Raw genomic sequence first — 21,800 nt, forward strand, 5'->3', positions numbered from 1 at the left:
GCGCTCCCTCGACCGGCTGCTCGGCCGTGCCCGACCGAACGAGGGGAACACCCCATGAGCTCGGCCCTGCTCGCCCTCGCCGTCGTGCTCGCCCTCGCGCTCGGCGCGTCCCTGGCCTACATGGTCCGGATCGACGACCGCCTCGACCGCGAGCTGCGCCGCCTCGGCCGCACCACCTGCTCGACCACCTGCACCGCCTGCTCGACGACCCGCCGAGCCGAGAACGGAGAGACCCGATGAACGACACCACCCGTACCCGGTCCCGGCGGGGCCGGACCGCCGCCCGAGAGGGCGTGCGCGAGCAGCGGCGCGCGGCGCTGCGGCTGCTGCTCGCCCGCGCCGACCGAGGCGCTCTCACCACGGGGGACGCGGCCCAACTCCGCGACCTGGCCGAGGCCGAGATTGCCGAGTGCGAGCGCTTCCGGCAGTCCGCCGGCGGGCAGCAGACGGCGGCGCTCAAGCTGCGCCACCGCATCGACGCCGCCGAGCAGGCCATGCGGGAGATCGAGGCCGAGCGCGACCAGTACGCCGCCGAGGCCGAGGCGCTGCGCACCACCAAGGGGGACCAGTGAGTTATGCACAGGCTGTGGGCGAGACCGTGCGCGCCCTGCGGGTGATCCGGGGCCGGTGGGCCGACCTGCTGCTCGCGATCGAGACACCGCCGGCGGATCACTGGCCGCCGCGGCAGCTCGCGCACACCATGCGCGACGACGACGAGCTGCTCGTCGAGGACCGGGCACCGCTCGTGCTGCGCGAGCACCCCGCCCCGCTGAACCTCGGCGCGCTCGACGCCGGGCAGGCGGTCGAGCGCCTGATCTTCGATCTCGCCGACACGCTCGCCGCCGCCGTTCAGCGCACCGAGCAGGGCGACCCCCGGGCGTGGCTGAGCGCGGACCCGGGCGCACCCGACAGCCACCGCGCGGCGGGCAGCAGGCGGCACGGGCTGCACTTCGCGTGCGTGTGGGTCGAGGGCCGGGTGCTCGACGAGGACACCGCCCCCGAGCCCGAGCTCGACGGGGCGATCAGCGCCCCGGCGTACGAGGTGCTGCCGCTCTACCTACTGCACGAGGCGCGGCGTACCGCGCGGATCGCCGAGGCCCGGGTGCTGCGCGCCCTCGGCCTCGACCGGCGCGAGACTCCTCTGCCCGAACCGTGCCCGTGGTGCGAGGGCGAGCTCACCCTGCACAGCGCCCCCGACGGGCCGCCGAGCGTCACCTGCTCGGGCGCGCGGGAATGCTCGGCACCCGTCCCCCTCGACAGTGGGGAGCGGGCGCGGGTGTGGGGGTGGGACGACCTCCCCGAGCTGATCGCCGCACTCGGGGTGGACATCGGCGCCGCAGCGTAGAGGGCCGCAAATGGGGGTTGCGTCGTTATGCATTCGTGACCTAGAGTCGGGAGCGCCTCCGGCGTGCCCGGAAACATCCCCCGCTCTTACGCCCCGCCACCATCCCCCCGGTGGCGGGGCGTTCGCACGTCCGCCCCCGGGAGGTGATCCCGTGGCCGACCCGATCACGGACGCCGACCGCGAGGCGGTTCGCCGCCTGCACTCCGAGGGCAAATCCCGAAACGCCATCGCCCGAGAGACCGGGCGCAGCGCCGCCACCGTCTCGAAGATCGCCGCTGAGCAGGGCCTCGCGTTCAGCGGCGGGGCCCGGGTGGCCGCCGCCACGCAGGCCCGTACCGCCGACTTCGCCGCCCGGCGCGAGCGCCTCGCCGACGACGCGCTCGACGGCGCTCTCGCTCAGGTCGAGCGCGTCGTCGAGGCCGAATCCGCGCGGGACGCACGCGACTACGCCACGGCCGCGCGGGCGCTCACCGAGGTACACGCCAAGGTCGCCGAGCTCGCCCGCCACACCAGCGGCAGCAGCGCCGGCGGAATGCTCGACCGCCTCGCCGACGCCCTGCTCGGACCGTCGGGCGGTGACACCGACAGGGGGTGATCCCCTCGACCGGCCACCTCTCCGACAAGCAGCTCGCCTCACTCCGCGAGTCGGTCGCCCGCATCAACGTGTGGCACGGATCAGTCAGGAGCGGAAAGACGATCGCGTCGCTCCTGCGCTTCCTGCTCGCGGTGCGGCGCGCTCCAGCCTCGGGCCTGATCCTGATCGTGGGCCGGTCCCTCGCCACCATCGAGCGGAACGTGATCGAGCCGCTTCAAGACCCGCTGCTCTTCACCGACACCGCCGCCGAGGTCCACCACACCCGCGGCGCGACAACCGCCGTGATCCTCGGCAGGGTTGTGCACCTGATCGGCGCGAGCGACGCCCGGTCCGAGGGCAGGCTGCGCGGTCTGACCGCGTCCGTCGCCTACGCCGACGAGATCACGCTGCTCCCCGAACCGTTCTTCGTGCAGCTCCTCGCCCGCCTGTCCGTACCCGGGGCGATCCTGCTCGGGACCACCAATCCGGACGGGCCGCGGCACTGGCTCAAAGCCCAGTACCTAGACCGGCAGCACGAACTCGATCTTCGTTCCTGGCACTTCCAACTCGCCGACAATCCGGCACTCTCCCCCGAGTACGTCGCCGCCCTGGCCGCCGAGTACACCGGGCTCTGGCGGCGCCGGATGATCCTCGGCGAGTGGTGCGTCGCCGAGGGCGCCGTCTACGACGCGTACGACGAGCAGCGGCACGTCGTCGACACCCTGCCCGCGATGCGCCGGTACTGGTCGGGCGTGGACTACGGGACGAGCAACCCGTTCTCGATGGTCCTGCTCGGGCTCGGCGAGGACGGGCGCCTGTACGCGGTGGGCGAGTGGCGCCACGACTCGCGCGCCGCACGCCGGCAGATGACCGACGCCGCGTACAGCCGCGCCGTCCGTGACTGGCTCGACGAGATGGACGTGCATCCCGAGTGGACGTTCATCGACCCCTCGGCCGCGAGCTTCTCCACTCAGCTTTGGGCCGATGGTTACGCCGGGGTCGCCCGTGCCAACAACAACGTCTCGGACGGCATCCGCAGCGTGGCGAACCTGCTCGACTCCGGCCGCCTGCTCATCCATCGCTCGTGCGAGGGGCTGCTCGCCGAGTTCCCCTCGTACGTATGGGACGACGCCGCGGCGGCGCGTGGCGAGGACCGCCCGGTTAAGGCGTCCGACCACAGTCTCGACGCTCTGCGGTACGCCGTGCACAGCACCGTGCACGAATGGCGCGGGCTGCTCGCCCCAGCTTGATCCCCTCCCCCGCTCCGAGGCGCCTCGCCGCGCATCGGGCCTGACGTGTCGAGGGGGTGGTCGCGTGCGTTCGCTGACCGACCGGTTCCTCGCCAAAGTCGCCCCGGGCCCTCTCGGTTGCTGGGACTGGACCGCGCACGTCAAGCCCAACGGCTATGGCCAAGTGAAGGTGGACGGCCGCCCCGCCTACGCCCATCGGGTCGCCTACGAGCTGACCCGGGGGCCGATCCCCGACGGGCTCGTGATCGACCACCTTTGCCGGCGCCGGCATTGCGTGAACCCCGACCACCTCGAACCGGTCACCCACCGGATCAACATCCGACGCGGGGTGTCCCCCGCCGCGCGGCGCGCTCATCAGACGCACTGCGGCCGTGGGCACGTTTTCGACGACGCGAACACGTACACCGCCCCCAACGGCACCCGGCACTGCCGCCGCTGCGCAGCAGGGCGTGCCCGCACACGACGACGTCGGGGGGTGAGCCGTGCCCCTGCCTGAGAACGGCGCCCCCTGGCCGCCGCCCGCCCTCGCGCGCCAGTACCGGCAGATCCGGATCGACGACGCTTGGTACAGCGGTCAGCACGAGCGGCTCGCCGCCGTCTACCGGACCAGTGCGGTCCGGGGGGACGGGCGCCGCCGGCTGTGGGGGCGCGACCGCGACCAGCAGGCGGCGCCCGATCAGCGCCTGCACATTCCACTGCCCGGTGACATCGCGGGCAGCTCGGCCGACCTGTTGTTCGCCGAGCCGCCGGTTCTCACCGTGTCCGACTCGGTCACACAGGACCGCCTCGACGAGCTCGCCGCGTCCGACGGCATCGCGAACGCGCTGCTCGAAGCGGCCGAGGTGTGCGCCGCGCTCGGCGGCGTCTATCTCCGGATCACGTGGGACCGCAGCCTTGCCGACCGCCCGCTGCTCACCAGCGTGCACCCGGACAGCGCGGTTCCCGAGATGCGGTGGGGACGCCTCACCGCCGTCACCTTCTGGCACGAGCTCACCTCGACCTCGGCGACCGTATGGCGCCACCTCGAACGGCACTCCCCCGGATGGATCGAGCACGCCCTCTACGAGGGTTCGCCCGACAGCCTCGGCACCCGGGTCCCGCTCACCGAGCACCCCGAGGTCGCCGACCTGGCCGACTCCCTCGGCCCCGAGGGCGACGCCCTGGCGACCGGGATCGACCGGCTCACCGCCGCCTACGTCCCCAACATCCGCCCCGACCGGACCAACAGGGGAAGCGCCTTCGGCAGGAGCGACTACGGCGCTCCGTTGTACGACCTGTTCGACGCCCTCGACACCACATGGACGTCATGGGTGCGCGACATCAGGCTCGCCCGCGCACGGCTGCTCGTGCCCGACGGCTACCTGCGCGACCACGGCCCCGGCCGCGGCGCGAGCTTCGATTCCGACCGGGAAATCTGGACCCTGCTCAACATCCCCCCGACCGAGCAGAGCGGCACGGGCATCACCCTGTCGCAGTTCGCTATCCGGGTCGACGAGCACGAGCGGACCTCGGCGGCGACCACTCGGCAGGCTGTGCAGTCCGCCGGCTACAGCCTCGGCACGTTCGGGCTCGACGATCAGGCCGCCGTGACCGCGACCGAGGTCCGGGCGCGCGACCGGCGGTCCATGACCACCCGGAAGAAGAAGGCGAGGTACTGGTCGCCCGAGCTCGGCGACATCCTGTACGCGATGCTCCTCCTCGACCGGGCATGGTTCACGCCGCGCATCGTGCCGGAACGCCCCGGGGTCACGTTCGGCCCGGTGGTCAGTGAGGACTCGGCCTCGCTCGCGCAGACGTTGGCTCTGCTCCAGCAGGCACAGGCCGTGTCCACACTGACCAAGGTCCAGATGTTGCACCCCGATTGGGACTCCATCGCTGTGAAGGAGGAGACCGACCGCATCCTCACCGAGACCGGGCAGGCCGTGCCCGACCCCATGCAGGCCGGCGCCCTCGACTAGTCGAGAACTCGCAGATTGATGGCGGACGCCTTGCCGTTCTTCTGGTTCTCTTCGATCTCGAACTCGACCTCTTGGTCGTCGTTAAGGGTGTTCAGGCCCGCCGCCGAGACGGCGGAGATGTGAACGAAGATGTCGGCGTCGCTGTCCTCGGGCTTGATGAATCCGAACCCCTTGGTGGTGTTGAACCACTTCACCCGTCCGCGCGTCAGTGTCATGCGAACATACGTCCCCCCGTAGGCGATCAAGAAACTCACTCGAATGGGTGAATGCCTGAGGGGGTGGCCGTGCCCATCCATCCCGCGATGGCCGAGGATCTCTCGGCCGCCGTCCGCGACCTGTACGCGGACGCCGAGCGGCGGCTGCTCTCGCTCGTCGCGAGGCAGCTCGCCGACGGGTTCGAGGCTCCCGGTTGGGCGGTCGCGAAGCTCGCCGACGTTCAGCCTTTGCGGCGCGCGGCTCAGGGGGTGGTCGACGCCCTCGGTACGGCCACGCAGCTTGAGGTGTTCTCGGCGGTAACCGAGGCGTACGACATCGGGGCGCGGGCCGGGCTCGCCGAGCTCGGCGCCCTTTCCGACGCCGACGCCCGGCGGATCGCCGAGCGCACCCCGGGTACCCGGGCTGTGGACCGGCTCGCCGCCGAGACCGTCGATCTGGTGACCGAGACGCATCGCGGGATTCTGCGTGGTGTCGAGGACGGTTACCGGCAGATCATCAGTGAGGTGTCGGCGACGCCGCTCCTCGGGATCGACTCCCGCCGACAGGCCACGCAGCGCGCGATGGAGCGTTTCAGCGACTCCGGTCTGCGGACGTTCGTCGACCGCCGCGGCCGGTCGTGGCAGATGACGAGCTATGCCGAGATGGCCGTGCGGACGGCGGTCGGCCGCGCCGCCGTCGAGGCCCACGGCGACCGCTTGCGGGCCGCCGGTATCCGGCTGGTGATCGTCTCCAACGCGCCCCACAACTGCGAGCTCTGCGACCCCTTCGAGGGGCGGGTGCTCGCGCTCGACGGGCCGGGCGGCGCTCGGACGATCGAGGTGGAGCACGCCACCGATGACGGCCGCACTGTGCGCGTGGACATCGCCGGATCACTCGACGATGCCCGTCGCGCGGGTCTCCAACATCCCAACTGTCGCCATTCCACGTCGGCCTATCTGGCCGGGGTGACGCGGGCGCCGGTCGAGCACTCCGAGGACCCCTCGGGGTACGCCGCCTCACAGAGGCAGCGGGCGATCGAGCGCGCCATCAGGAAGTGGAAGAACCGCAGCGCCACCGCCGTCACCCCCGAGGCCAAGCGCGCGGCCGAGGCCCGCGTGCGGCAGTACCAAGGCCGGATGCGCGAGCACCTGGCCGCGCACCCCGAGCTCATCCGCCGCCGCGAACGGGAAGCCCCGGGCGCCGGCAACCTGCCGAACACCGCGCCGACCCCGCCGCACGACGCGGTGCAGGCGGCGCGCGTGCGGGCGGGCGACGACCGCACGCTGCCCGAGATGCGCGACGAGCAGCTCGGCGCCGCGCTGCGTCCGGGTGTGCTGGACGAACGCGATCGTGACCGGATCGCCGCCGAGGCGGACCGCCGCGACGAGCAGGCCCTGCTCGACCGGGTACGCCCTGGCGGTCGCATGGTCGACAGCCTCGCCGAGTTCTCCGACGACGAGCTCGCCCGGGTGGCGCTGCACCTCGACGACGAGGGGATGCTGCGGGTGATGGCCGAGGCCGACCGGCGCGACCTCGACGCCGCGATGCCCTCGATCCGGACCGACCTGCTCGGCATGTCCGAGCGGGACCTCGCCACCCGTGCCCGCCATGTCCCCGAGGACCGGCCGGCGATCGGCGCCGAGGTCCACCGCCGCCGGATGCTCGACGCTCTCTTTCCCGGCGGGCGCCTCGCCGCCGACCTGTCCGCCCTCGGCGACGACCTGCTCGTGTGGGGCACGCGTTACGCGAGCCCCGAGGACTCGATACGGATCGCCGCCGAGATCGACCGCCGGTACCCGCCCGTCCCACCGCCGCCCCCGGCGGGGGCGAGTGCCACGGCCACGATCACGGCGCACGATGCCCTCGACGCCGCCATGCACCCGATGCGTCTCGACGACCCGCCCCCGGCCGACCCCGATGAATGGGGGCCGTACGGGGCCGACATCGAGCGCGGCCCGGACGGCACCGAGCACATGTCCGCCGCCGAGCGATGGGTCTACGAGCGCGAGCTCGAAGCCCGCGCGTCCCGCGAGGCGTACAGCCGCGACGAGATCCGGTCCATGTACGACGAGCACATCTACGTGCAGTGGCTCGCCGCCGAGGACGCGACCCGGGGTCACATGCTCAACCGCCGCGCCGAGGCCGCCGGCGTCGACCCGCGAACGCTGTTCACCGGTCCCGCCCACGTGGCCTACGCCCGAGCGTCCGAGGACCTGATCCGCTTTTGGGAGGACGTCCCCCGGGTGACGCTCGCCGAGTTCACCGAGCAGGTGACCGGCGTCCGCAACGGCGCGGGCGCCACCGCCCGCAGCGCCCGCGACAACCAGCGCAACAAGCAGTGAGGGGGTGATCGCTTGGCCTTCCGTGAGGACGCCGTGCGCGCCCGCGCGGACGGGCTCGCCGCCGCCCGCGCCGGACATCCGGTGACACGCTGCCCCCGCTTCACCGACCCCCGGCTCACCGCCGCTTGGGTCCGTGGCTACGACGCCGCCGTCCGGCCCGCGCCGTAGCCCCTCCCATCTGTAGGGCCGCCGATCCGGTGGCCCTTTTTCATGCCCGCACAGCCCCGGAGGGCCGCACCACCATGTCCGAGAACACCGCCGATCCCGCCGCCGAGGCCGCTCCGGCGGGCGAGCAGACCCCAGCCCCGACCGGGGCGCCGGCCGCCGATCCCGCCGCCGCGCAGCAGCTCGCCGAGGCCACCACCCGCGCCGAGCAGGCCGCGGCCGAGCGTGACGAGCTGCGCGCCGCCCTCGACGCCGTGACCAAGGCGCTCAACCCCAACGATCCCGGCGCCGAGAACGACCCGGCCGCCCTGGCCGCCGCCGTCGCCGAGCGCGACCGGCTGCTCGCCGAGCACTCGACCGAGCTGCGCGGCGCCCGAGTCGAGCTCGCCGTCGCCCGCGCCGCCGCCGACGCGGGCGCCCGGGGCGACCGCCTGCTCAACAGCCGCAGTTTCCTCGCCGCCGTCTCCGGCCTCGACCCCGCCGACAAGGGGTTCGAGGAGCAGCTCGGCGCCGCGATCAAGACGGCGGTCGACGCCGACCCCGACCTGTACCGCGCAGGCCCCGCCGCCCCGCCCCGCGCGGGCGCCGAGTTCAACGGTGCCCCAACCGGTGAGCGCAAGCCCGCGACCCTGCGCGACGCCATCGCCGCCCGCCTCGGCGGCTGAACCACTGGAGACCCCCACCCATGGCAATCACCCTTTCCGACGCCAAGCTCAACACGCAGGACGACGTCGACACGATGGTCATCGACGAGTTCCGCAAGTCGTCTTGGCTGCTCGACAACCTCATGTTCGACGACGTCGTGTCCCCCGCCGGCGGGGGCGCGACCCTCACGTACGGGTACACCCGTCTGATCACCGAGCGCCCGGCGCAGTTCCGACCGCTGAACACCGAGTACCCCAAGGGGCAGGCCAAGCGGCAGCGCTACACCGTCGACCTGTCGCCGCTCGGCGACGCGTTCGAGGTCGACCGGGTCCTCGCCAACCTCGGCGCCGCGGCGACCAACGAGACCGAGTTCCAGATGAACCAGGCAATCAAGAGCGCCCGCGCGTTCTTCGCCGATCAGGTCATCAACGGGAAGCGGATCACGACCCCGGGCGCCGAGGCCGGTTTCGACGGTCTCGACAAGGCGCTCGCCGGCAGCACGACCGAGATGGGCGCGGGCGCGTCCCTCGACTGGACTGGTTCGGCCATCGGCTCGGACGCGGGCAAGGCGAACGACGCGCTCGACGTCCTCGACGAGTTCCTGTCCCTGCTCGACGGCACCCCGTCGGCGCTCTTCGGGAACAAGAAGACCATCGCCCGGGTGCGGTCGCTCGCCCGCCGGGCCGGCTACTACGACCGATCGCCGAACAGCTTCGGCCAGAACGTCGAGACCTACAACGGCATCGCGTTGGTGGACCTCGGCGAGAAGGCGGGCAGCGTCGCGCCCGTGGTCCCGGTCGAGACCCGGGATGTCGACGGCGCCGGATCGGGTGGCAACATCACCGGTCTCTCGGACCTGTACGCCGTCCGTCTCGGCACCGACGGATTCCACGGCGTCTCGACCGTCGGGGGTCAGCTCGTGCGGCAGTGGCTCCCGGACTTCACCACGGCGGGCGCCGTCAAGACCGGCGAGGTCGAGCTCGGCCCCGTGGCCGTCGTACTCAAGGCCACCAAGGCCGCGGCGGTACTGCGGAACATCAAGGTCCAGTGATGGCCCGGTACGCGATCACCGCCCCGCACGACGGCGACGAGCAGATCGGCGACGTCACCCTCACCGACGGCCGCGCCACCGCGACCGACCCGGGCGAGGGAGTGCTGCTCTACCTACGCCGCCACGGCTACACCGTCGAGCCCCTCGACGACGAACCCGACGGCCCGCCGGACGACAAGCCGGCGGGCCGTTCCGCTGCCCGCAACAAGAGGGGGTGAGCGGTGGCACGACAGCCGTATACCACCCCCGAACAGCTCGCCGTCTGGCTCGGCAACCCGGCCCCGCCCGAAGCCGAGCGGCTGATCGCCCGCGCCGGCGAGGACATCGACTCGGCGCTGCTCACCGCGATCTACGCGGTCGACGATGACGGCGACCCCCTCGACCAGCCGATCGCCGACGCCCTCGCCGCGGCGGTCTGCGCGCAGATCGAGTACTGGCTCGGGTCCGGCGATGACGGCACGGGCGCGGCGGGCAGATGGGACTCGGTCTCGATCGGACCGGTGTCCCTGTCCGGTCGCGCTGCCTCGACCGCCGGAGCGTCCGGCGTAGAGCTCGCGCCCCGGGCCGCCCGCGCGCTGCGCCGAGCCGGCCTCGAACCGGGGCGGGTGATGGCATGGTGACCCGCGTCCCGCCCTCTCTCCTCCGCCACCGGATCGGCGTCGAGCCCTACCTCGGCGACGGCGCATACGGCCCGGCATACGCGCCGCTCGTCGTGCATCCCGCGCTCGTCAGTCCCACCGTGCGCATGGTCCGTGCGGCCGACGGCCGCGCCGTCACGAGTACCGCGCAGATCATCGCCGCGCCCGGTCTGGACTGCCCGCCCGGATCGCGGGTCACCCTGCCCGGCGGACGAATCACGACCGCGCTCGTCTCCACCGGGCACACCGCCCCCGGCCTACCGGTCCCGGCCTGCTCGGAGGTGATGTGCGAATGAGCCGCGCCCGCCTGCGATGGCACGGCGACGCCGCTACCACCGCGATCCGTTCGGGTCTCCTGCGAGGACTGAACCTCGCAGGCGAACTCACCCTGCAAGCGACCCGGCAGCGCGTGCCGATCGCCGAGGGGACCCTCGAACGCTCCGGCGCCGTCAGCGTCGACGAGCAGACGATGACCGCCGCCGTCTCCTACGACACCCCGTACGCCGTGCGCGTCCACGAGGACATGACCGCCCGGCACTCCCCCGGCCGCTCCGCCAAGTACGTCGAGAGCGTGCTGCCCGAGGTCGCCGGCGAGGTGCAGGCCCTGATCGCCGCGCAGGTCCGGCGCGAACTGCGATGACCTACACCGTCGATCTCCTCGACGGTCTCGCCCGCCTGCTGCACTCCGCCGGCGTCGGCATCTATCGCCCCGACGGCGTGTACGCCGCGGGCGAGACCGCGATCACCATCGCCGCTCTTCCCCCGGTCCCCGACCGCGTGATCTGCCTCGCCGCCTACCCGGTCACCGACTCCCCCGTGCTCACCGACACGACCACGGGGATTCAGGCGCGCACCCGCGCGGGGGCCGATCCCCGCGAGGTCGACGCCCTCGACGACCAGGTGCACGAGGTGCTGCACGCGTCCGGACCGCACCGCTTCGGCGCCGTCCCCGTGCAGCTCATCTTTCGCGTCTCGGCCGCCCCGATCGGCGCCGACTCGGTCGGCCGCTGGGAGCGCTCCGCCAATTACTACGCCCGCGCCCATCGCGCGCACCCCCACCTCGAATAGGAGGCGCCCCCTTTGAGTACCCCGACGCCCCCGGCCGAGACCGTAACCGCGCTCGCCCGCAGGTACAGGCTTGAGCTGGACATGGGCACGACGGCCGGCACCCCGATTTGGACCCTCGTTCCGGGGGTCACGGAGTTCACCCCCAAGGTGGAACCGACACAGCAGGAGGTCACCACCTACGACGCCGACGGGTGGGCCGAGCAGGCGGTGACCATGCTTGCGTGGTCGATCGAGACCACGATCGCGCACCGCGCCCACCCGACGACCGGGATTTTCAACGCCGCGCAGGAAGCCCTGCGGAAGGCGAGCCGCTCGTTCGGCGCCAAGTCTTACGTCCGCGTCCGCTACTACGACCGCAACGGCGCCCCGGACGCGCAGGAAGGTTCCGCCCTGGTGACGTGGGAGCCGGACGGCGGGGGCCCCGACGAGGTCGACACGATCAAGGTGACGCTGACCGGGTCCGGTCCGCTCGTCGAGATCGTCAACCCCGCAGCCGGCGGGGGCACCTTCGCCGTCAAGGGGGGTGACAGCTAGTGGCGTTCGAGGAACTCGGCGAACTGCTCGACGAGTCGATCGAGCTGCCCGTCGCCGGCCGCTTCTACACCGTGCCCGCGCCGTCGGCCGAGATCGGCCTGCGGACGCAAGCGCTCATCCATGCAGCCGCGGTCGCCGCGGACGGCGGGCGCGCCGACGAGCAGGTGCTCGGCGACGCCGCCGAGCGCGACCTGTACCGCGACGTACTCGGGCCCGCTCACGACGAGATGATCGCCGACGGCGTGAAGTGGCCGACGCTCAAGCACGCCGCGATCACAGCCATGGTGTGGATCGCGCAGGACAAGACCGCCGCAGAGCGGTACTGGACCGCGGCCGGCGACCCTTCTCGTCTGGCCCCGAACCGGCAGGCGCGCCGCAGCCAGTCGGGTGCGGCGAGTTCGACGCCGAGTCGGGGCTCTTCGAGTGGTACGAGTACCCGCCCGGCGCCCGCCCGCGGCGCGGGCAAGAAGGCCCGCAAGCGTCGCTGACGTGGGCGGCGATCCTCGCCGAATGGCCGCTCGTCGAGGCCGATCTGCACGAGGTCTACGGGATCGACCTCAGCACACCCGGGCTGCTGCAAGCCCGGTCCTGGCGATGGCTGCGCGTGCGCATCCTCGCTCTTCTCTCGGCCGAGTCCCGCCTCGCCCGGGTGCTCACCCCTCCGCCTGACTCCTCCCCCACGGGAGGCACGACCGCCAGGAGGTGACCACCCGTGGCCCTCATGGTCGGCGAACTGGCCGCAACGATCACGATCGACGACTCGGGCGCAGATGCCGGAATGGCGCGCGCCCGCGCGGCTGTGCAGGCGGGCGGCGACCAGATCGCCGCCGCGGCCGATCAGGCCGGACAGGAGGCGGGCGACCGCCTCGGCGACGGTCTCGCCGAGGGCGCGGCCGACGGCGGCGAACGCGCATCCTCCGGTATGGGGGCCGCGCTGAAAGGTTTCGCCGCCGCCGCGGTAGGCGGGGCAATCGGCAGCGCGCTCATGGGCGGCATCGCCGAAGCCATGGACCGCGGCAAGGTCGCCGGCAAGCTTCAAGCGCAGATGGGCAGCTCGGGCCCCGTCGCGAAGGAGTACGGCAAGGCCGCCGGCGCCCTGTACTCCGGGGCGATCGTCGAGTCGGTCTCCGACGGCGCCGACATCCTGCGCGGCATCGCGCAACAGGGGTTGCTGCCGCCCGAGGCGACGCAGGGCCAGATCAAGGACATGGCGACCCGTGTCTCGGACACGGCCTCGGTCATGGGCGAGGACGTCGGCAAGGTGTCCCGCGCGGTCGGCGTGATGCTGAAATCCGGCATCGCGAAGAACGCCGAAGAGGCAATGGACGTCCTTGTAAAGGGCAGCCAGTCGGGCACCAATGCCGCCGAGGATTTGCTCGACACTTTCTCTGAGTACCCGATTCAGTTCAAGGATTTGGGGCTCGACGCTCAGACCGCGATGGGCCTCATGCAGCAGGGTTTGCAAGGGGGCGCCCGCGACGCCGACACTGTCGGCGACGCCCTAAAGGAATTCGCGATCCGCTCGAAGGACATGAGCAAGGGAAGCGTGGAGGCTTTCCAGGCCATCGGGTTGAACGCGGACACGATGGCGAAGACGTTCACCAAGGGTGGACCGGAAGCATCGAAAGCCCTCGGGGAAGTCCTTACCCGAATTAAGGCAATCAAGGACCCTGCCGAACGGAATGCAACCGCGGTCGCCCTTTTCGGAACCAAGGCCGAGGATCTGCAATCCGCGCTTTTCAAGCTCGACCCGAAAACCGCTGTTGCTGCTCTCGGCAATGTCAAGGGCGCGACGGACGCGGCGGGCGACGCGATGCGCGACAACGCCGCGACAAAATTCGAGGTATTCAAGCGGGCGGCAATCGACAAAGTCGTTACCGTCCTCGGAAATCACGTTGTACCCGCCCTCGAAAAGGCCGCTGATTTCATCGGCGAGGGTGGCCTCGGCGGCGCGCTGCGCGCGTCTGTTGGCTGGATCTCCGAGCACTCGACGGCGCTCTCGATCGCCGCCGGCGTGATCACGGTCCTGATGATCCCGACGCTTGTCGCGCTCGGCATCACTGCATGGACCACGACCACCGCCGTTGTCACCGGTTGGGCCACACAGACCGCGGCCGGTGCAGTAGCGGCGGCGCGGTTCGTCGCGCTCAACGTGATGATGCTCGCCGGTTGGCTCTCGCAGGGTGCGGGCGCTGCTGCTGCGGCGCTGCGGGTAGTCGGCGCGTGGGTGCTCATGGGCACGCAAAGCCTGATCCAGGGCGCCCGGATGGCCGCTGCCTGGCTTCTCGCGATGGGCCCGGTAGGGCTCATCATCGCCGCCGTGGTCGGCATCGTCGCCCTGGTCGTCGCTAACTGGGACACGATCGTTTCGGCGACGTCAGCCGCGTGGGACTGGGTGTGGGGAAAGCTCAAATGGGTTGGTCAGGCGATCCTCGATTTCTTCCTTAACTGGACGCTCGTCGGCCTGATCATCAAGCACTGGGACGCTATCAAGAGCGGAACAGTCTCCACCTGGAATGCAACCGTAGAATGGGTGCGCGGCGTACCGGGCCGCATCCTCGACTTCTTCCTGAACTGGACGCTCGTCGGGCTGATCATCAAACACTGGGATTCCATCAAGTCGGGAACCGTACGCAAAGCCAGCGAAATGCTGGATTGGCTGCGCGGACTGCCCGGAATGATCGCCGGATACTTCGGCAATTTCGGATCGATGCTATACGACAGCGGCCGCGATCTGGTCACGGGTCTGTGGAACGGCATCCGGGCTATGGGCAGTTGGCTGCGTTCAACGCTCATGTCTTGGGCCAAAAACCTGATCCCGGGACCCATCGCTAAAGCGCTCGGAATCCACTCTCCGAGTCGCCTCATGCGCGACAAGATCGGAAAGTTCATTCCCGCGGGAATTGTCGAGGGCATCAAATCCGGTGCCCCCGCGATCGACCGCACCATGCGCCGACTCGTCACGGTTCCCGCGCCGCAGTTCGCCACGGCAGGCGCGCCCGCCAACTCAGCGGGTGCGGGCGGGGGTTGGGGCGCGGGTGGTCCGGCTGTCCATATCGAGAACTGGCACGCCGGCGCGGCGACCGCGGATCAGACCGCGGCGGCGCTGGCTTGGCACGCCAAGGGCAGGGGGTGACGGATGGCCGCGGGTGACCGCGTCACTGGGACCGGGCATGTGCAGTTCGGCGACGAGCTGCTGCTCGGCCCCGGCACCCCCTACCGGTGGAAGAACCTCACCGGGTGGGAGGACTCGCCCGGCGTCGACTCGGGCACCGTCGCACGGTCCGACGCCCACGGGGCCTACCTTGGCCGACTGCTCGCACAGCCTCGGACGATCACCGTCGACGACATGGTGATCCGTACCGAGCCGCGCCGTATGGGAGCCACCGTGCGCGCGCTGCGCGCGGCGACCGCCCTGCGGGACAGCGAGCAGCCGCTCGTCGTGCAACTCGACGACGAGCCGCCCCTGCTGAGCTTCGCCCGCTGCATCCGCCGCTCGATCCCCGTCGCTGTAGGCGGGTACGCGATCGGCGTCGTGCAGGGGGCGGCGCTCCAGTTCGAGGCCACCGACCCGCGCCGGTACAGCCTCGTCGAGCAGCAGGTCGAGGCGCGGCTACCGAGCGCCGAGCCCGGCCTCGACTGGCAGGTGACCCCTGGCCCGGAACGGCTGCTCTACCCGATCACCTTCGGCGCCCCGGGCAGCACGGGGTCGCTCCTCGCCGTCAACGAGGGCGACGCCCCCGCGCACCCGTTGATCGCGATCCGGGGTCCCCTCTCCCTCCCGTCCGTAACCAACTTGGCCACGGGCGAGGCGATCGAATACGACATCGACCTCGCGCTCGACGACGAGCTCGTGATCGATACCCGCGAGGGCACGGTGACCCTGAACCGGACCGCGTCGCGGCTCTACACCGTGACCGCCCGCAGCACCCCCGAGAGCCTTTTCACCCTCGACCCGGGCACGACCTCGCTCCTGTTCCGGGCAGCGCCCGGCAGCGCCGACCCCCGCGCCTCGTGCTCGATCCGATGGCGCTCCGCCCACTGGTAAGGAGGTACCCACCTTGACTGTCCGTGCCGGATGGCTACTCCCCACGGGACAGACGCGCGAGGACACCCGCCTCGTGCCGCTCGGCACCATGGCGCCCGAGGCCGCGATGACTTCCCGCGACGGCGTGATCGCTGGCGGAACCGCCCTCGCCGCGACCGGCGCCGCCGCCATGCAGGTGCAGCTCGCCGTCGGCCGCGCCCTCGTGCAAGGTGCTGATGCCCAAGGGGCCTACCCGGTCGCCGTCACGGCGCCCGAGACCCTCACCGTCGCCGACGGACACGCGCAGTACGGGCGGATCGACGCCGTTGTGTTGCGCGTCTACGACACCGCGTACGACAGCACCGGACAGACCCTCGCCCGCGCCGAGATCGTGCAAGGTGCAGCCACCGCAACCCCTGTTCCTCCATCCCTGCCCACCGGCGCCCTGCGGCTGTGGGAGATCACCGTTCCGGCCGGCACATCCGCCGGAACGGGCGGGATCACGTGGGCTTCCGCTCTCGCCGACCGGCGCCGCTACACCTCGGCGTACGGCGGGATCATCCCCCGAGGGTGGGGCCTCGGATTCTCCGGCGCGTACGCGGGTCAGTACCGCGACAACGGGACGGGCCTTGACCGGTGGGACGGCGGATCGTGGCAGCCCCTCGAACCCACCGTCGGGTGGACACCGCTCACCCTCGCCTCGGGATTCACTAACAACGGCAACGCCCAGGGCGACGTCAAGTACCGACGGATCTTCGTCGCCGGCGTCCCCCACCTACAGCTGAGAGGCGGCGTGTCCTGGGCGACCTCGGGCTCGCCGCCGAACACCGGAAACATGCTCGCAACCGTCCTTCCCGCGAACTGCCGGCCGACCGCCCTCACCTCCGTACCGATCGCCGCGGGCGGCGCCGCGATCAAGCTCGACGCGTGGACCAACGGGCAGCTACGGCTCATCTCCGCCGCCGGACTGACCACGTGGGCCGCACTCTCCGGAGTAACGTACCCCCTCGACGCGTAAGGGGGTGATCGTCTGACCGCCCCCGCATACCGGGTCATCCTGTGCGACCTGCGCACCGACCAGGTGCTCGACATCCTGCCCGTGAGCGACGTATCGCTCGCCGACTACATCGGCAAGATCGGCACCGCCACGGCAACCGTGCCCCTTCCAAACCGGCAGATCGCCGCACGCGCTCGCGCGGCCCTCGAACTCGGCCGTACGGCAATGTGGATCGAGCGTGGCCCTGACGTGTGGTGGGGCGGCATCCCCTGGACCGCAGACCTCGCGAGCGATGGCCGCGGCTCGCTCGGCCTGCGCATTCAGGCCGGAGGGTGGGCGTCCTACCTCGACCACCGGGCGATCTTCGACACACAGCAGGCCACAGCAGTTGATCAGTTCGACATCGTCCGTGGCCTGATCGACTACAGCGCGAGCATGGCCGGCGGCGACATCGGTATCGAGTACGACGCCGAGCAGCTCTCGGGAGTCCTGCGCGACCGGGTATACCGCCGCTACGACCAGGCCCGCATACGCGAAGTCATCGACCAACTCGCCAGCGTCGAGCGCGGATTCGAATGGAGAATCGCGAGCTACCGCGACGCGAACAGCGGTCGGCGGATCAAGCAGTTGCAGCTCGGGGCGCCCGTGATCCGTACCGGCGAGAGCGAAATCGTCCTCGACCATCCCGGGCCGGTCCTGTCCTACGGATGGCCCATCGACGCGACTGTGCGCGCCAACGTCTGGCAGAGCAGGGGCGCCTCGACCAACCGGAACCAGACCGCCGAGTCGCTGCCCACGCTTACCGAGCTGCTCGTCGACGACGAACAGCTCGCCGCCGGATGGCCGCGCCTCGACGGAACCAGCGACTACAGCACCGTTACCGAACCCGCGACGCTCGCCGCGCACGCCCGCGCCGACCTCGCCGCCGCCCTCACTCCGCGGCCGATTCCTGAACTGACCGTCGCGCTCGACCGCATCCCGCTCTCGCCCGCGCTGCTCGGCGCGATCGTCCGCGTGCGCATCCGGGATCTGTGGTGGGCCGAGGGCCTTGATCAGCGGTACCGCGTCGTAGGTCTCTCGGTCAGTCCACCCCTGCGCGGTCGGCCCGAGACCGCAAAACTTCTTCTGGAGGCTGCCTAGTGGCTGCGATTCCCCTTGACCTGCTCGACCGTGTGCGCGAGCTCGAACGGCGTGTGCGTGAGCTAACCGGCCGCGCCAACATGCGGCCCGCCCTCGACGAGATCCTGCACGGCGACATCGTGATCGGCGAGGGCGGACAGCTCATAGCGCAGACCCCCCAAGGTGTCGTCACTTTCAAGATCGGCCAGACACCGCAAGGCGACTGGGGCGTTTTCCTCCGCCGGGCCGATGGATCACGGGCCCTTACCGTCGGCGACGACATCCTCGAAGACGATCAGATGCTGCGGCTTTGGTCGCGCGACCTCGGGGCCCCCGACAAAGTGCTCGTGATGGATGACGCGTGGTCCGACCGTTTCCTCGGCCGCCCCCTGCTGCCCCTGCAACTCCACCCCACCGAACGTCAGAACACGTCTTCTACGAGCTGGGAGCCCGCATGGTGGGGCACCGGCCCCGCCACACACGCGGTAGCGCACATGAGCCTCAGCACCTACGCCAACGCGGGTGGAGGCCGGGTCAAGGTGACCATGCAGCCCGACGGCATGGACCCCGTCACCGTCGCCGAGTACGACTGTCCGGCCGGCGTCTGGACCGACCGCGAGATTCAGCAGCCGATGCACGGGGTCGAGTATCTGCAATGGGTCGACTGGACCATCGAGCACCGCAACAACCAGAGCGGGCGCGACATCGAAACGCGTCTGTTCTACGCGATCAACCGGCACACGTTCAGTCCCGAAGAGGCCCCGCGCCTACCGGTCCGCACGCCCCCGGCCGCGCCTCTGTCTGCTGGTCCTGCCCGGCCGTCCGCGGCTCGTACCCCCGTGCCCCCGCCCGGTCTCCACACCATCGACGACTAAGGAGGGTGCGCCCTGCTTCCCCCGTCCATACCCACGGTGACCGTGCGCGGTCGCTACCTCGCCCCCGACGGCACGCCGCTGTCGGGGGCTCTCGTCTTCCGAGCACCCGCGACCCTGACCTTTCCGCAGGCCGACGTGATCCTCGGCGGCCCCGTGACCGTCGCCCTCGACGCGCAGGGCTCGGTCGAGGTCACCCTGCCCGCTACCGACTCGCCCGACATGGACCCGAGCGGGTGGGCGTACATCGTGACCGAGCAGCTCTCGGGCATCCCCGTGGGCCGCTCGTACAACGTGCTGTTGCCCCGTGCGCTGCCCGAGGTCGACCTCGCCGACATCGCTCCGACCGATCCGAGTAAGCCGAATTTTGTCGGCGTGCCGGGCCCGCAGGGCGAGCGTGGGCAGACCGGTCTCCCGGGGTCGCGGATCTACAGCGGCACCGCTGCCCCGGCCGCCGGCCTCGGTACCGACGGTGACCTCTACATCAGGTACGAGACGACCGTCTTCCTGAACGTCACCTCGACCACCGTCTCGACATGGGCCAAGACCGCCGGAGTGTGGGCGCAGTTCGGCGCCGACGTCCGGGGCGCGGCGATCTACACCAACAACGCGACGACCCCCTCGACCAGTACGAAGCCCGGCGACATTCTCATCAGGACCGACACGGGCGACCTGTGGCAGCGCACCGGGTCCGGATGGGGAACCGCGATCGGGAACCTGCGCGGGCCGAAGGGCGACACGGGAGCGACCGGCGTCGCCGGGCCCGGCGGCGTCGTCCAGTCCGTCAACGGCAAGAGCGCCGCCGCCGTGACCCTGACGACCGCGGATGTCGGCGCCGTCCCCGCCACGGGTCCCGCAGTGATGACACTGCCCGCCGGATCATCCGAGCTGCCCCTGCTCGTCAAGGCCGAGGACAAGGCAACGAGCCTGCTGGAGATCCGCGCGAGCGGATCGGTCCGGGTACAGACCGGAAACGTCTACCTCGACAGGAACCTGCGGATCGGCGACGCGACGGCCGACACGGGCGGGGGAAGCGGCGTGATCGTCGTCAAGGACGCCGCGACCGTACCGACCGCCGCCGCGGCGGGCGCCGCAGTTCTCTACAGCGAGGGAGGTGTCGCCAAGGTCCGCCAGGGCGACGGGCAGATCGTCACCGTAGGCGGGGGCGGGGCGGTCGCGTCCGTCAACGGCAAGACCGGCGTCGTATCGCTCGTCGCGGCCGATGTCGGCGCGCAGGCCACCGGTACCGCGGTCCTGCTCACCGGCACGCAGACCGTCGCCGGCGCCAAGACGTTCAGCACCGTGCCCGCGACCTCGGCCGCACCGACCGCCGACACCCACCTCACCCGCCGCAGCTACGTCGACGGGCTCGGGGGCGGATCATGGCTCCCGACCGACCTCGGGTTCACGGGGTGGACGTTCGACCCCGCGCTCACCGGGAGCGGGCAGAACCTGCTCGCCGGATACGTCTACCTGTGCGGGATCAACCTGCGCACGGCGACCACGGTCAACAACGTCGTCTTCTACTCGTGCGGGTACGCGGGCGGAGTCCTCACCGCGAGCAGCTTCGCCGGCCTCTACACCGCCGCCGGGGTCCGCGTCGGCGTCACCGCCGCACTCTCCGGGATCTTCACCGCGAACGAGGGCGCGACCGTGGTCTGCCCGCTGACCGCCCCCTACTCGGCGCCCGCCGGTAACTACTGGGTCGCCGTCCTCACCAACGGGCAGACCGCGAGCCCCTACAACGGGCCCGTACTCGCCCGGGGCGCGAACCTCGGCACTTCCCCGGCGGGCGCCGCGGCCATGCCCGGCGCATTCCGCCGCGCGGCCCGCCTCACCGCGACCGGGCAGACCAGCCTGCCCGCGTCCTTCACCCCCGCGTCGGGCCTGACCTACGACGCCAATGCCCTTTGGGCCGCCGTCGCCTGACCGAGCCGGCCCTCGAATCATCCGCCCCGTTCCCTTTGGCCGGGGCTTTCTTCATGTCTGGAGAGACCACCCATGGCAGTCCCGTTCAGCCCTGATCGGCTCGTGGCGATCCTGCGCGCCGAGGGCGTGCGCGTCGTCGAGGTCGACGAGTGGCGCACCCACAACCGCAACCACCGCGGGCCGTTCGGCCCGATCAACGGCGTGATGATCCACCACACCGTTTCGAGCGGCACCGACTCGTCTGTGCAGCTCTGCTACTCCGGATACGCCGAGCTGCCCGGCCCGCTGTGTCACGGCGTAATCGCCAAGGACGGCACGGTCTACCTGATCAGCTCGGGCCGCGCGAACCACGCCGGCGGGGGCGACGGGCGGGTGCTCGCCGCAGTCGTCGCCGAGCAGTCCCTGCCCGCGACGGCCAAGCACGAGGGTTCGTCGGGCGCGATCGACGGGAACGCGCATTTCTACGGGTTCGAGTGCGTCAACCTCGGCGACGGCCGCGACCCGTGGCCGGCCGAGCAGCTCGACGCGATCGAACGGGCCTCGGCGGCGATCTGCCGCGCGTACGGGTGGTCGGCCGCATCGGTCATCGGCCACAAGGAGTGGTCGGATTGGAAGAGCGACCCGCGCGGGTGGTCCATGGACGACATGCGCGGGCGGATCGACCGCCGCCTCGGCCGCGCGCCCGAGCAGCCCAAGCCCACCGACCCCCCGGCCACGCAGTACGCGCCGTTCCCCGGTGTCGGCTGGTTCAAGCAGAACCCCCGCTCGCCGCTCATCACCGCCATGGGGCGCCGCCTCGTCGCAGTCGGGTGCAGCCGCTACTCGCAGGGACCGGGCCCCCAGTGGACCGAGTCCGACCGCCAGTCCTACGCCGCATGGCAGCGCCACCTCGGCTACAGCGGCGACGACGCCGACGGATGGCCCGGCCCGTCCTCGTGGGCCGCGCTCAAGGTCCCCAAGGTCTGACCACCGGCCCGGGGCCCCCCCCCCCCCCCGGGGGGGGGCCCCCCCCCCCCCCCACAAAAAAATGTATAGCCCCCAAAATAGGCGAACCGGCGCGCCCCACGCCCCCCCGCGGAGAACCAGGGGGC

General features: G+C 71.3%; 26 protein-coding genes. 25 read left to right on the forward strand and 1 reads right to left on the reverse strand.

Annotation, left to right across the window (positions count from 1 at the left end; translation table 11 throughout):
* Positions 1 to 54: 54 nt before the first annotated feature.
* From ACFWA7_RS34700 to ACFWA7_RS34730, 7 genes are all read left to right on the forward strand, one after another.
* Complete coding sequence (locus tag ACFWA7_RS34700) at positions 55 to 240, forward strand: hypothetical protein (protein ID WP_385827030.1); 186 nt, start codon at positions 55 to 57, stop codon at positions 238 to 240.
* On the forward strand, positions 237 to 572 hold the full coding sequence (locus ACFWA7_RS34705; protein ID WP_385827032.1) for a hypothetical protein: 336 nt from the start codon (positions 237 to 239) through the stop codon (positions 570 to 572). The genes ACFWA7_RS34700 and ACFWA7_RS34705 overlap by 4 nt, the downstream gene beginning before the upstream one ends.
* Positions 569 to 1,345, forward strand: coding sequence for a hypothetical protein (locus tag ACFWA7_RS34710; protein WP_385827034.1), 777 nt, complete (start codon positions 569 to 571; stop codon positions 1,343 to 1,345). Before ACFWA7_RS34705 ends, ACFWA7_RS34710 begins: the two co-directional genes overlap by 4 nt.
* A gap of 151 nt (positions 1,346 to 1,496) precedes the next feature.
* The gene (locus tag ACFWA7_RS34715; RefSeq protein ID WP_385827036.1) at positions 1,497 to 1,940 is read left to right on the forward strand and encodes a helix-turn-helix domain-containing protein; all 444 of its coding nucleotides are present in this window, start codon (positions 1,497 to 1,499) and stop codon (positions 1,938 to 1,940) included.
* Positions 1,937 to 3,169 (forward strand): PBSX family phage terminase large subunit, encoded by a 1,233-nt coding sequence (locus ACFWA7_RS34720; protein ID WP_385827038.1) that lies wholly within the window; start codon positions 1,937 to 1,939, stop codon positions 3,167 to 3,169. The genes ACFWA7_RS34715 and ACFWA7_RS34720 overlap by 4 nt, the downstream gene beginning before the upstream one ends.
* A gap of 64 nt (positions 3,170 to 3,233) precedes the next feature.
* Entirely contained in the window at positions 3,234 to 3,665 is a 432-nt protein-coding gene (locus tag ACFWA7_RS34725) for an HNH endonuclease signature motif containing protein (protein ID WP_385827040.1), read from the forward strand.
* Positions 3,652 to 5,127 (forward strand): phage capsid protein, encoded by a 1,476-nt coding sequence (locus ACFWA7_RS34730; RefSeq protein ID WP_385827042.1) that lies wholly within the window; start codon positions 3,652 to 3,654, stop codon positions 5,125 to 5,127. The genes ACFWA7_RS34725 and ACFWA7_RS34730 overlap by 14 nt, the downstream gene beginning before the upstream one ends.
* Here ACFWA7_RS34730 and ACFWA7_RS34735 read toward each other — a convergent pair.
* The gene (locus ACFWA7_RS34735; RefSeq protein WP_385827076.1) at positions 5,124 to 5,336 is read right to left on the reverse strand and encodes a cold-shock protein; all 213 of its coding nucleotides are present in this window, start codon (positions 5,334 to 5,336) and stop codon (positions 5,124 to 5,126) included. The two genes, ACFWA7_RS34730 and ACFWA7_RS34735, sit on opposite strands and share 4 nt — an antisense overlap.
* A 75-nt stretch (positions 5,337 to 5,411) precedes the next feature.
* On the opposite strand from ACFWA7_RS34735, the gene ACFWA7_RS34740 reads away from it, so the two are divergent.
* The 18 genes from ACFWA7_RS34740 to ACFWA7_RS34825 all read left to right on the forward strand — a co-directional run bounded on the left by ACFWA7_RS34740 (position 5,412) and on the right by ACFWA7_RS34825 (position 21,675).
* Entirely contained in the window at positions 5,412 to 7,664 is a 2,253-nt protein-coding gene (locus tag ACFWA7_RS34740; protein ID WP_385827044.1) for a phage minor capsid protein, read from the forward strand.
* Between the two features lie 12 nt (positions 7,665 to 7,676).
* Positions 7,677 to 7,832 carry an Rmf/CrpP family protein gene (locus tag ACFWA7_RS34745; RefSeq protein ID WP_385827046.1) on the forward strand — a complete coding sequence of 52 codons (156 nt, stop codon included), beginning with the start codon at positions 7,677 to 7,679 and terminating at the stop codon, positions 7,830 to 7,832.
* Between the two features lie 74 nt (positions 7,833 to 7,906).
* Entirely contained in the window at positions 7,907 to 8,494 is a 588-nt protein-coding gene (locus ACFWA7_RS34750; RefSeq protein WP_385827048.1) for a hypothetical protein, read from the forward strand.
* A gap of 20 nt (positions 8,495 to 8,514) precedes the next feature.
* A complete protein-coding gene (locus ACFWA7_RS34755; RefSeq protein WP_385827050.1) occupies positions 8,515 to 9,525 on the forward strand; it encodes a major capsid protein in 1,011 nt (336 codons plus the stop codon).
* Positions 9,525 to 9,743 carry a hypothetical protein gene (locus tag ACFWA7_RS34760; RefSeq protein WP_363124497.1) on the forward strand — a complete coding sequence of 73 codons (219 nt, stop codon included), beginning with the start codon at positions 9,525 to 9,527 and terminating at the stop codon, positions 9,741 to 9,743. Before ACFWA7_RS34755 ends, ACFWA7_RS34760 begins: the two co-directional genes overlap by 1 nt.
* Before the next feature lie 3 nt (positions 9,744 to 9,746).
* The gene (locus ACFWA7_RS34765) at positions 9,747 to 10,145 is read left to right on the forward strand and encodes a hypothetical protein (protein WP_385827052.1); all 399 of its coding nucleotides are present in this window, start codon (positions 9,747 to 9,749) and stop codon (positions 10,143 to 10,145) included.
* Complete coding sequence (locus ACFWA7_RS34770; RefSeq protein WP_385827054.1) at positions 10,139 to 10,459, forward strand: hypothetical protein; 321 nt, start codon at positions 10,139 to 10,141, stop codon at positions 10,457 to 10,459. The genes ACFWA7_RS34765 and ACFWA7_RS34770 overlap by 7 nt, the downstream gene beginning before the upstream one ends.
* Complete coding sequence (locus ACFWA7_RS34775; RefSeq protein WP_385827056.1) at positions 10,456 to 10,803, forward strand: hypothetical protein; 348 nt, start codon at positions 10,456 to 10,458, stop codon at positions 10,801 to 10,803. The genes ACFWA7_RS34770 and ACFWA7_RS34775 overlap by 4 nt, the downstream gene beginning before the upstream one ends.
* Entirely contained in the window at positions 10,800 to 11,231 is a 432-nt protein-coding gene (locus ACFWA7_RS34780) for a minor capsid protein (RefSeq protein WP_385827058.1), read from the forward strand. The genes ACFWA7_RS34775 and ACFWA7_RS34780 overlap by 4 nt, the downstream gene beginning before the upstream one ends.
* A 12-nt stretch (positions 11,232 to 11,243) precedes the next feature.
* Positions 11,244 to 11,765 (forward strand): phage tail tube protein, encoded by a 522-nt coding sequence (locus ACFWA7_RS34785; protein WP_385827060.1) that lies wholly within the window; start codon positions 11,244 to 11,246, stop codon positions 11,763 to 11,765.
* Positions 11,765 to 12,253 (forward strand): hypothetical protein, encoded by a 489-nt coding sequence (locus tag ACFWA7_RS34790; RefSeq protein WP_385827062.1) that lies wholly within the window; start codon positions 11,765 to 11,767, stop codon positions 12,251 to 12,253. The genes ACFWA7_RS34785 and ACFWA7_RS34790 overlap by 1 nt, the downstream gene beginning before the upstream one ends.
* A gap of 233 nt (positions 12,254 to 12,486) precedes the next feature.
* Positions 12,487 to 14,901: a phage tail tape measure protein gene (locus ACFWA7_RS34795; protein WP_385827078.1), complete on the forward strand. Its 2,415-nt coding sequence runs from the start codon at positions 12,487 to 12,489 to the stop codon at positions 14,899 to 14,901.
* A gap of 3 nt (positions 14,902 to 14,904) precedes the next feature.
* Positions 14,905 to 15,813 (forward strand): phage distal tail protein, encoded by a 909-nt coding sequence (locus tag ACFWA7_RS34800; protein ID WP_385827064.1) that lies wholly within the window; start codon positions 14,905 to 14,907, stop codon positions 15,811 to 15,813.
* Between the two features lie 13 nt (positions 15,814 to 15,826).
* Positions 15,827 to 16,810 carry a hypothetical protein gene (locus ACFWA7_RS34805; RefSeq protein ID WP_385827066.1) on the forward strand — a complete coding sequence of 328 codons (984 nt, stop codon included), beginning with the start codon at positions 15,827 to 15,829 and terminating at the stop codon, positions 16,808 to 16,810.
* Between the two features lie 63 nt (positions 16,811 to 16,873).
* On the forward strand, positions 16,874 to 17,929 hold the full coding sequence (locus ACFWA7_RS34810) for a hypothetical protein (protein WP_385827068.1): 1,056 nt from the start codon (positions 16,874 to 16,876) through the stop codon (positions 17,927 to 17,929).
* A complete protein-coding gene (locus ACFWA7_RS34815) occupies positions 17,929 to 18,783 on the forward strand; it encodes a hypothetical protein (protein WP_385827070.1) in 855 nt (284 codons plus the stop codon). Before ACFWA7_RS34810 ends, ACFWA7_RS34815 begins: the two co-directional genes overlap by 1 nt.
* A gap of 36 nt (positions 18,784 to 18,819) precedes the next feature.
* Positions 18,820 to 20,709 carry a hypothetical protein gene (locus ACFWA7_RS34820; protein WP_385827072.1) on the forward strand — a complete coding sequence of 630 codons (1,890 nt, stop codon included), beginning with the start codon at positions 18,820 to 18,822 and terminating at the stop codon, positions 20,707 to 20,709.
* Positions 20,710 to 20,781: 72 nt separating this feature from the next.
* On the forward strand, positions 20,782 to 21,675 hold the full coding sequence (locus tag ACFWA7_RS34825; protein WP_385827074.1) for a peptidoglycan-binding protein: 894 nt from the start codon (positions 20,782 to 20,784) through the stop codon (positions 21,673 to 21,675).
* Positions 21,676 to 21,800: the final 125 nt, after the last annotated feature.

It is taken from the genome of Streptomyces sp. NPDC059994 (assembly GCF_042737755.1).
In the GTDB taxonomy this organism is placed as follows: Bacteria; Actinomycetota; Actinomycetes; order Streptomycetales; family Streptomycetaceae; genus Streptomyces.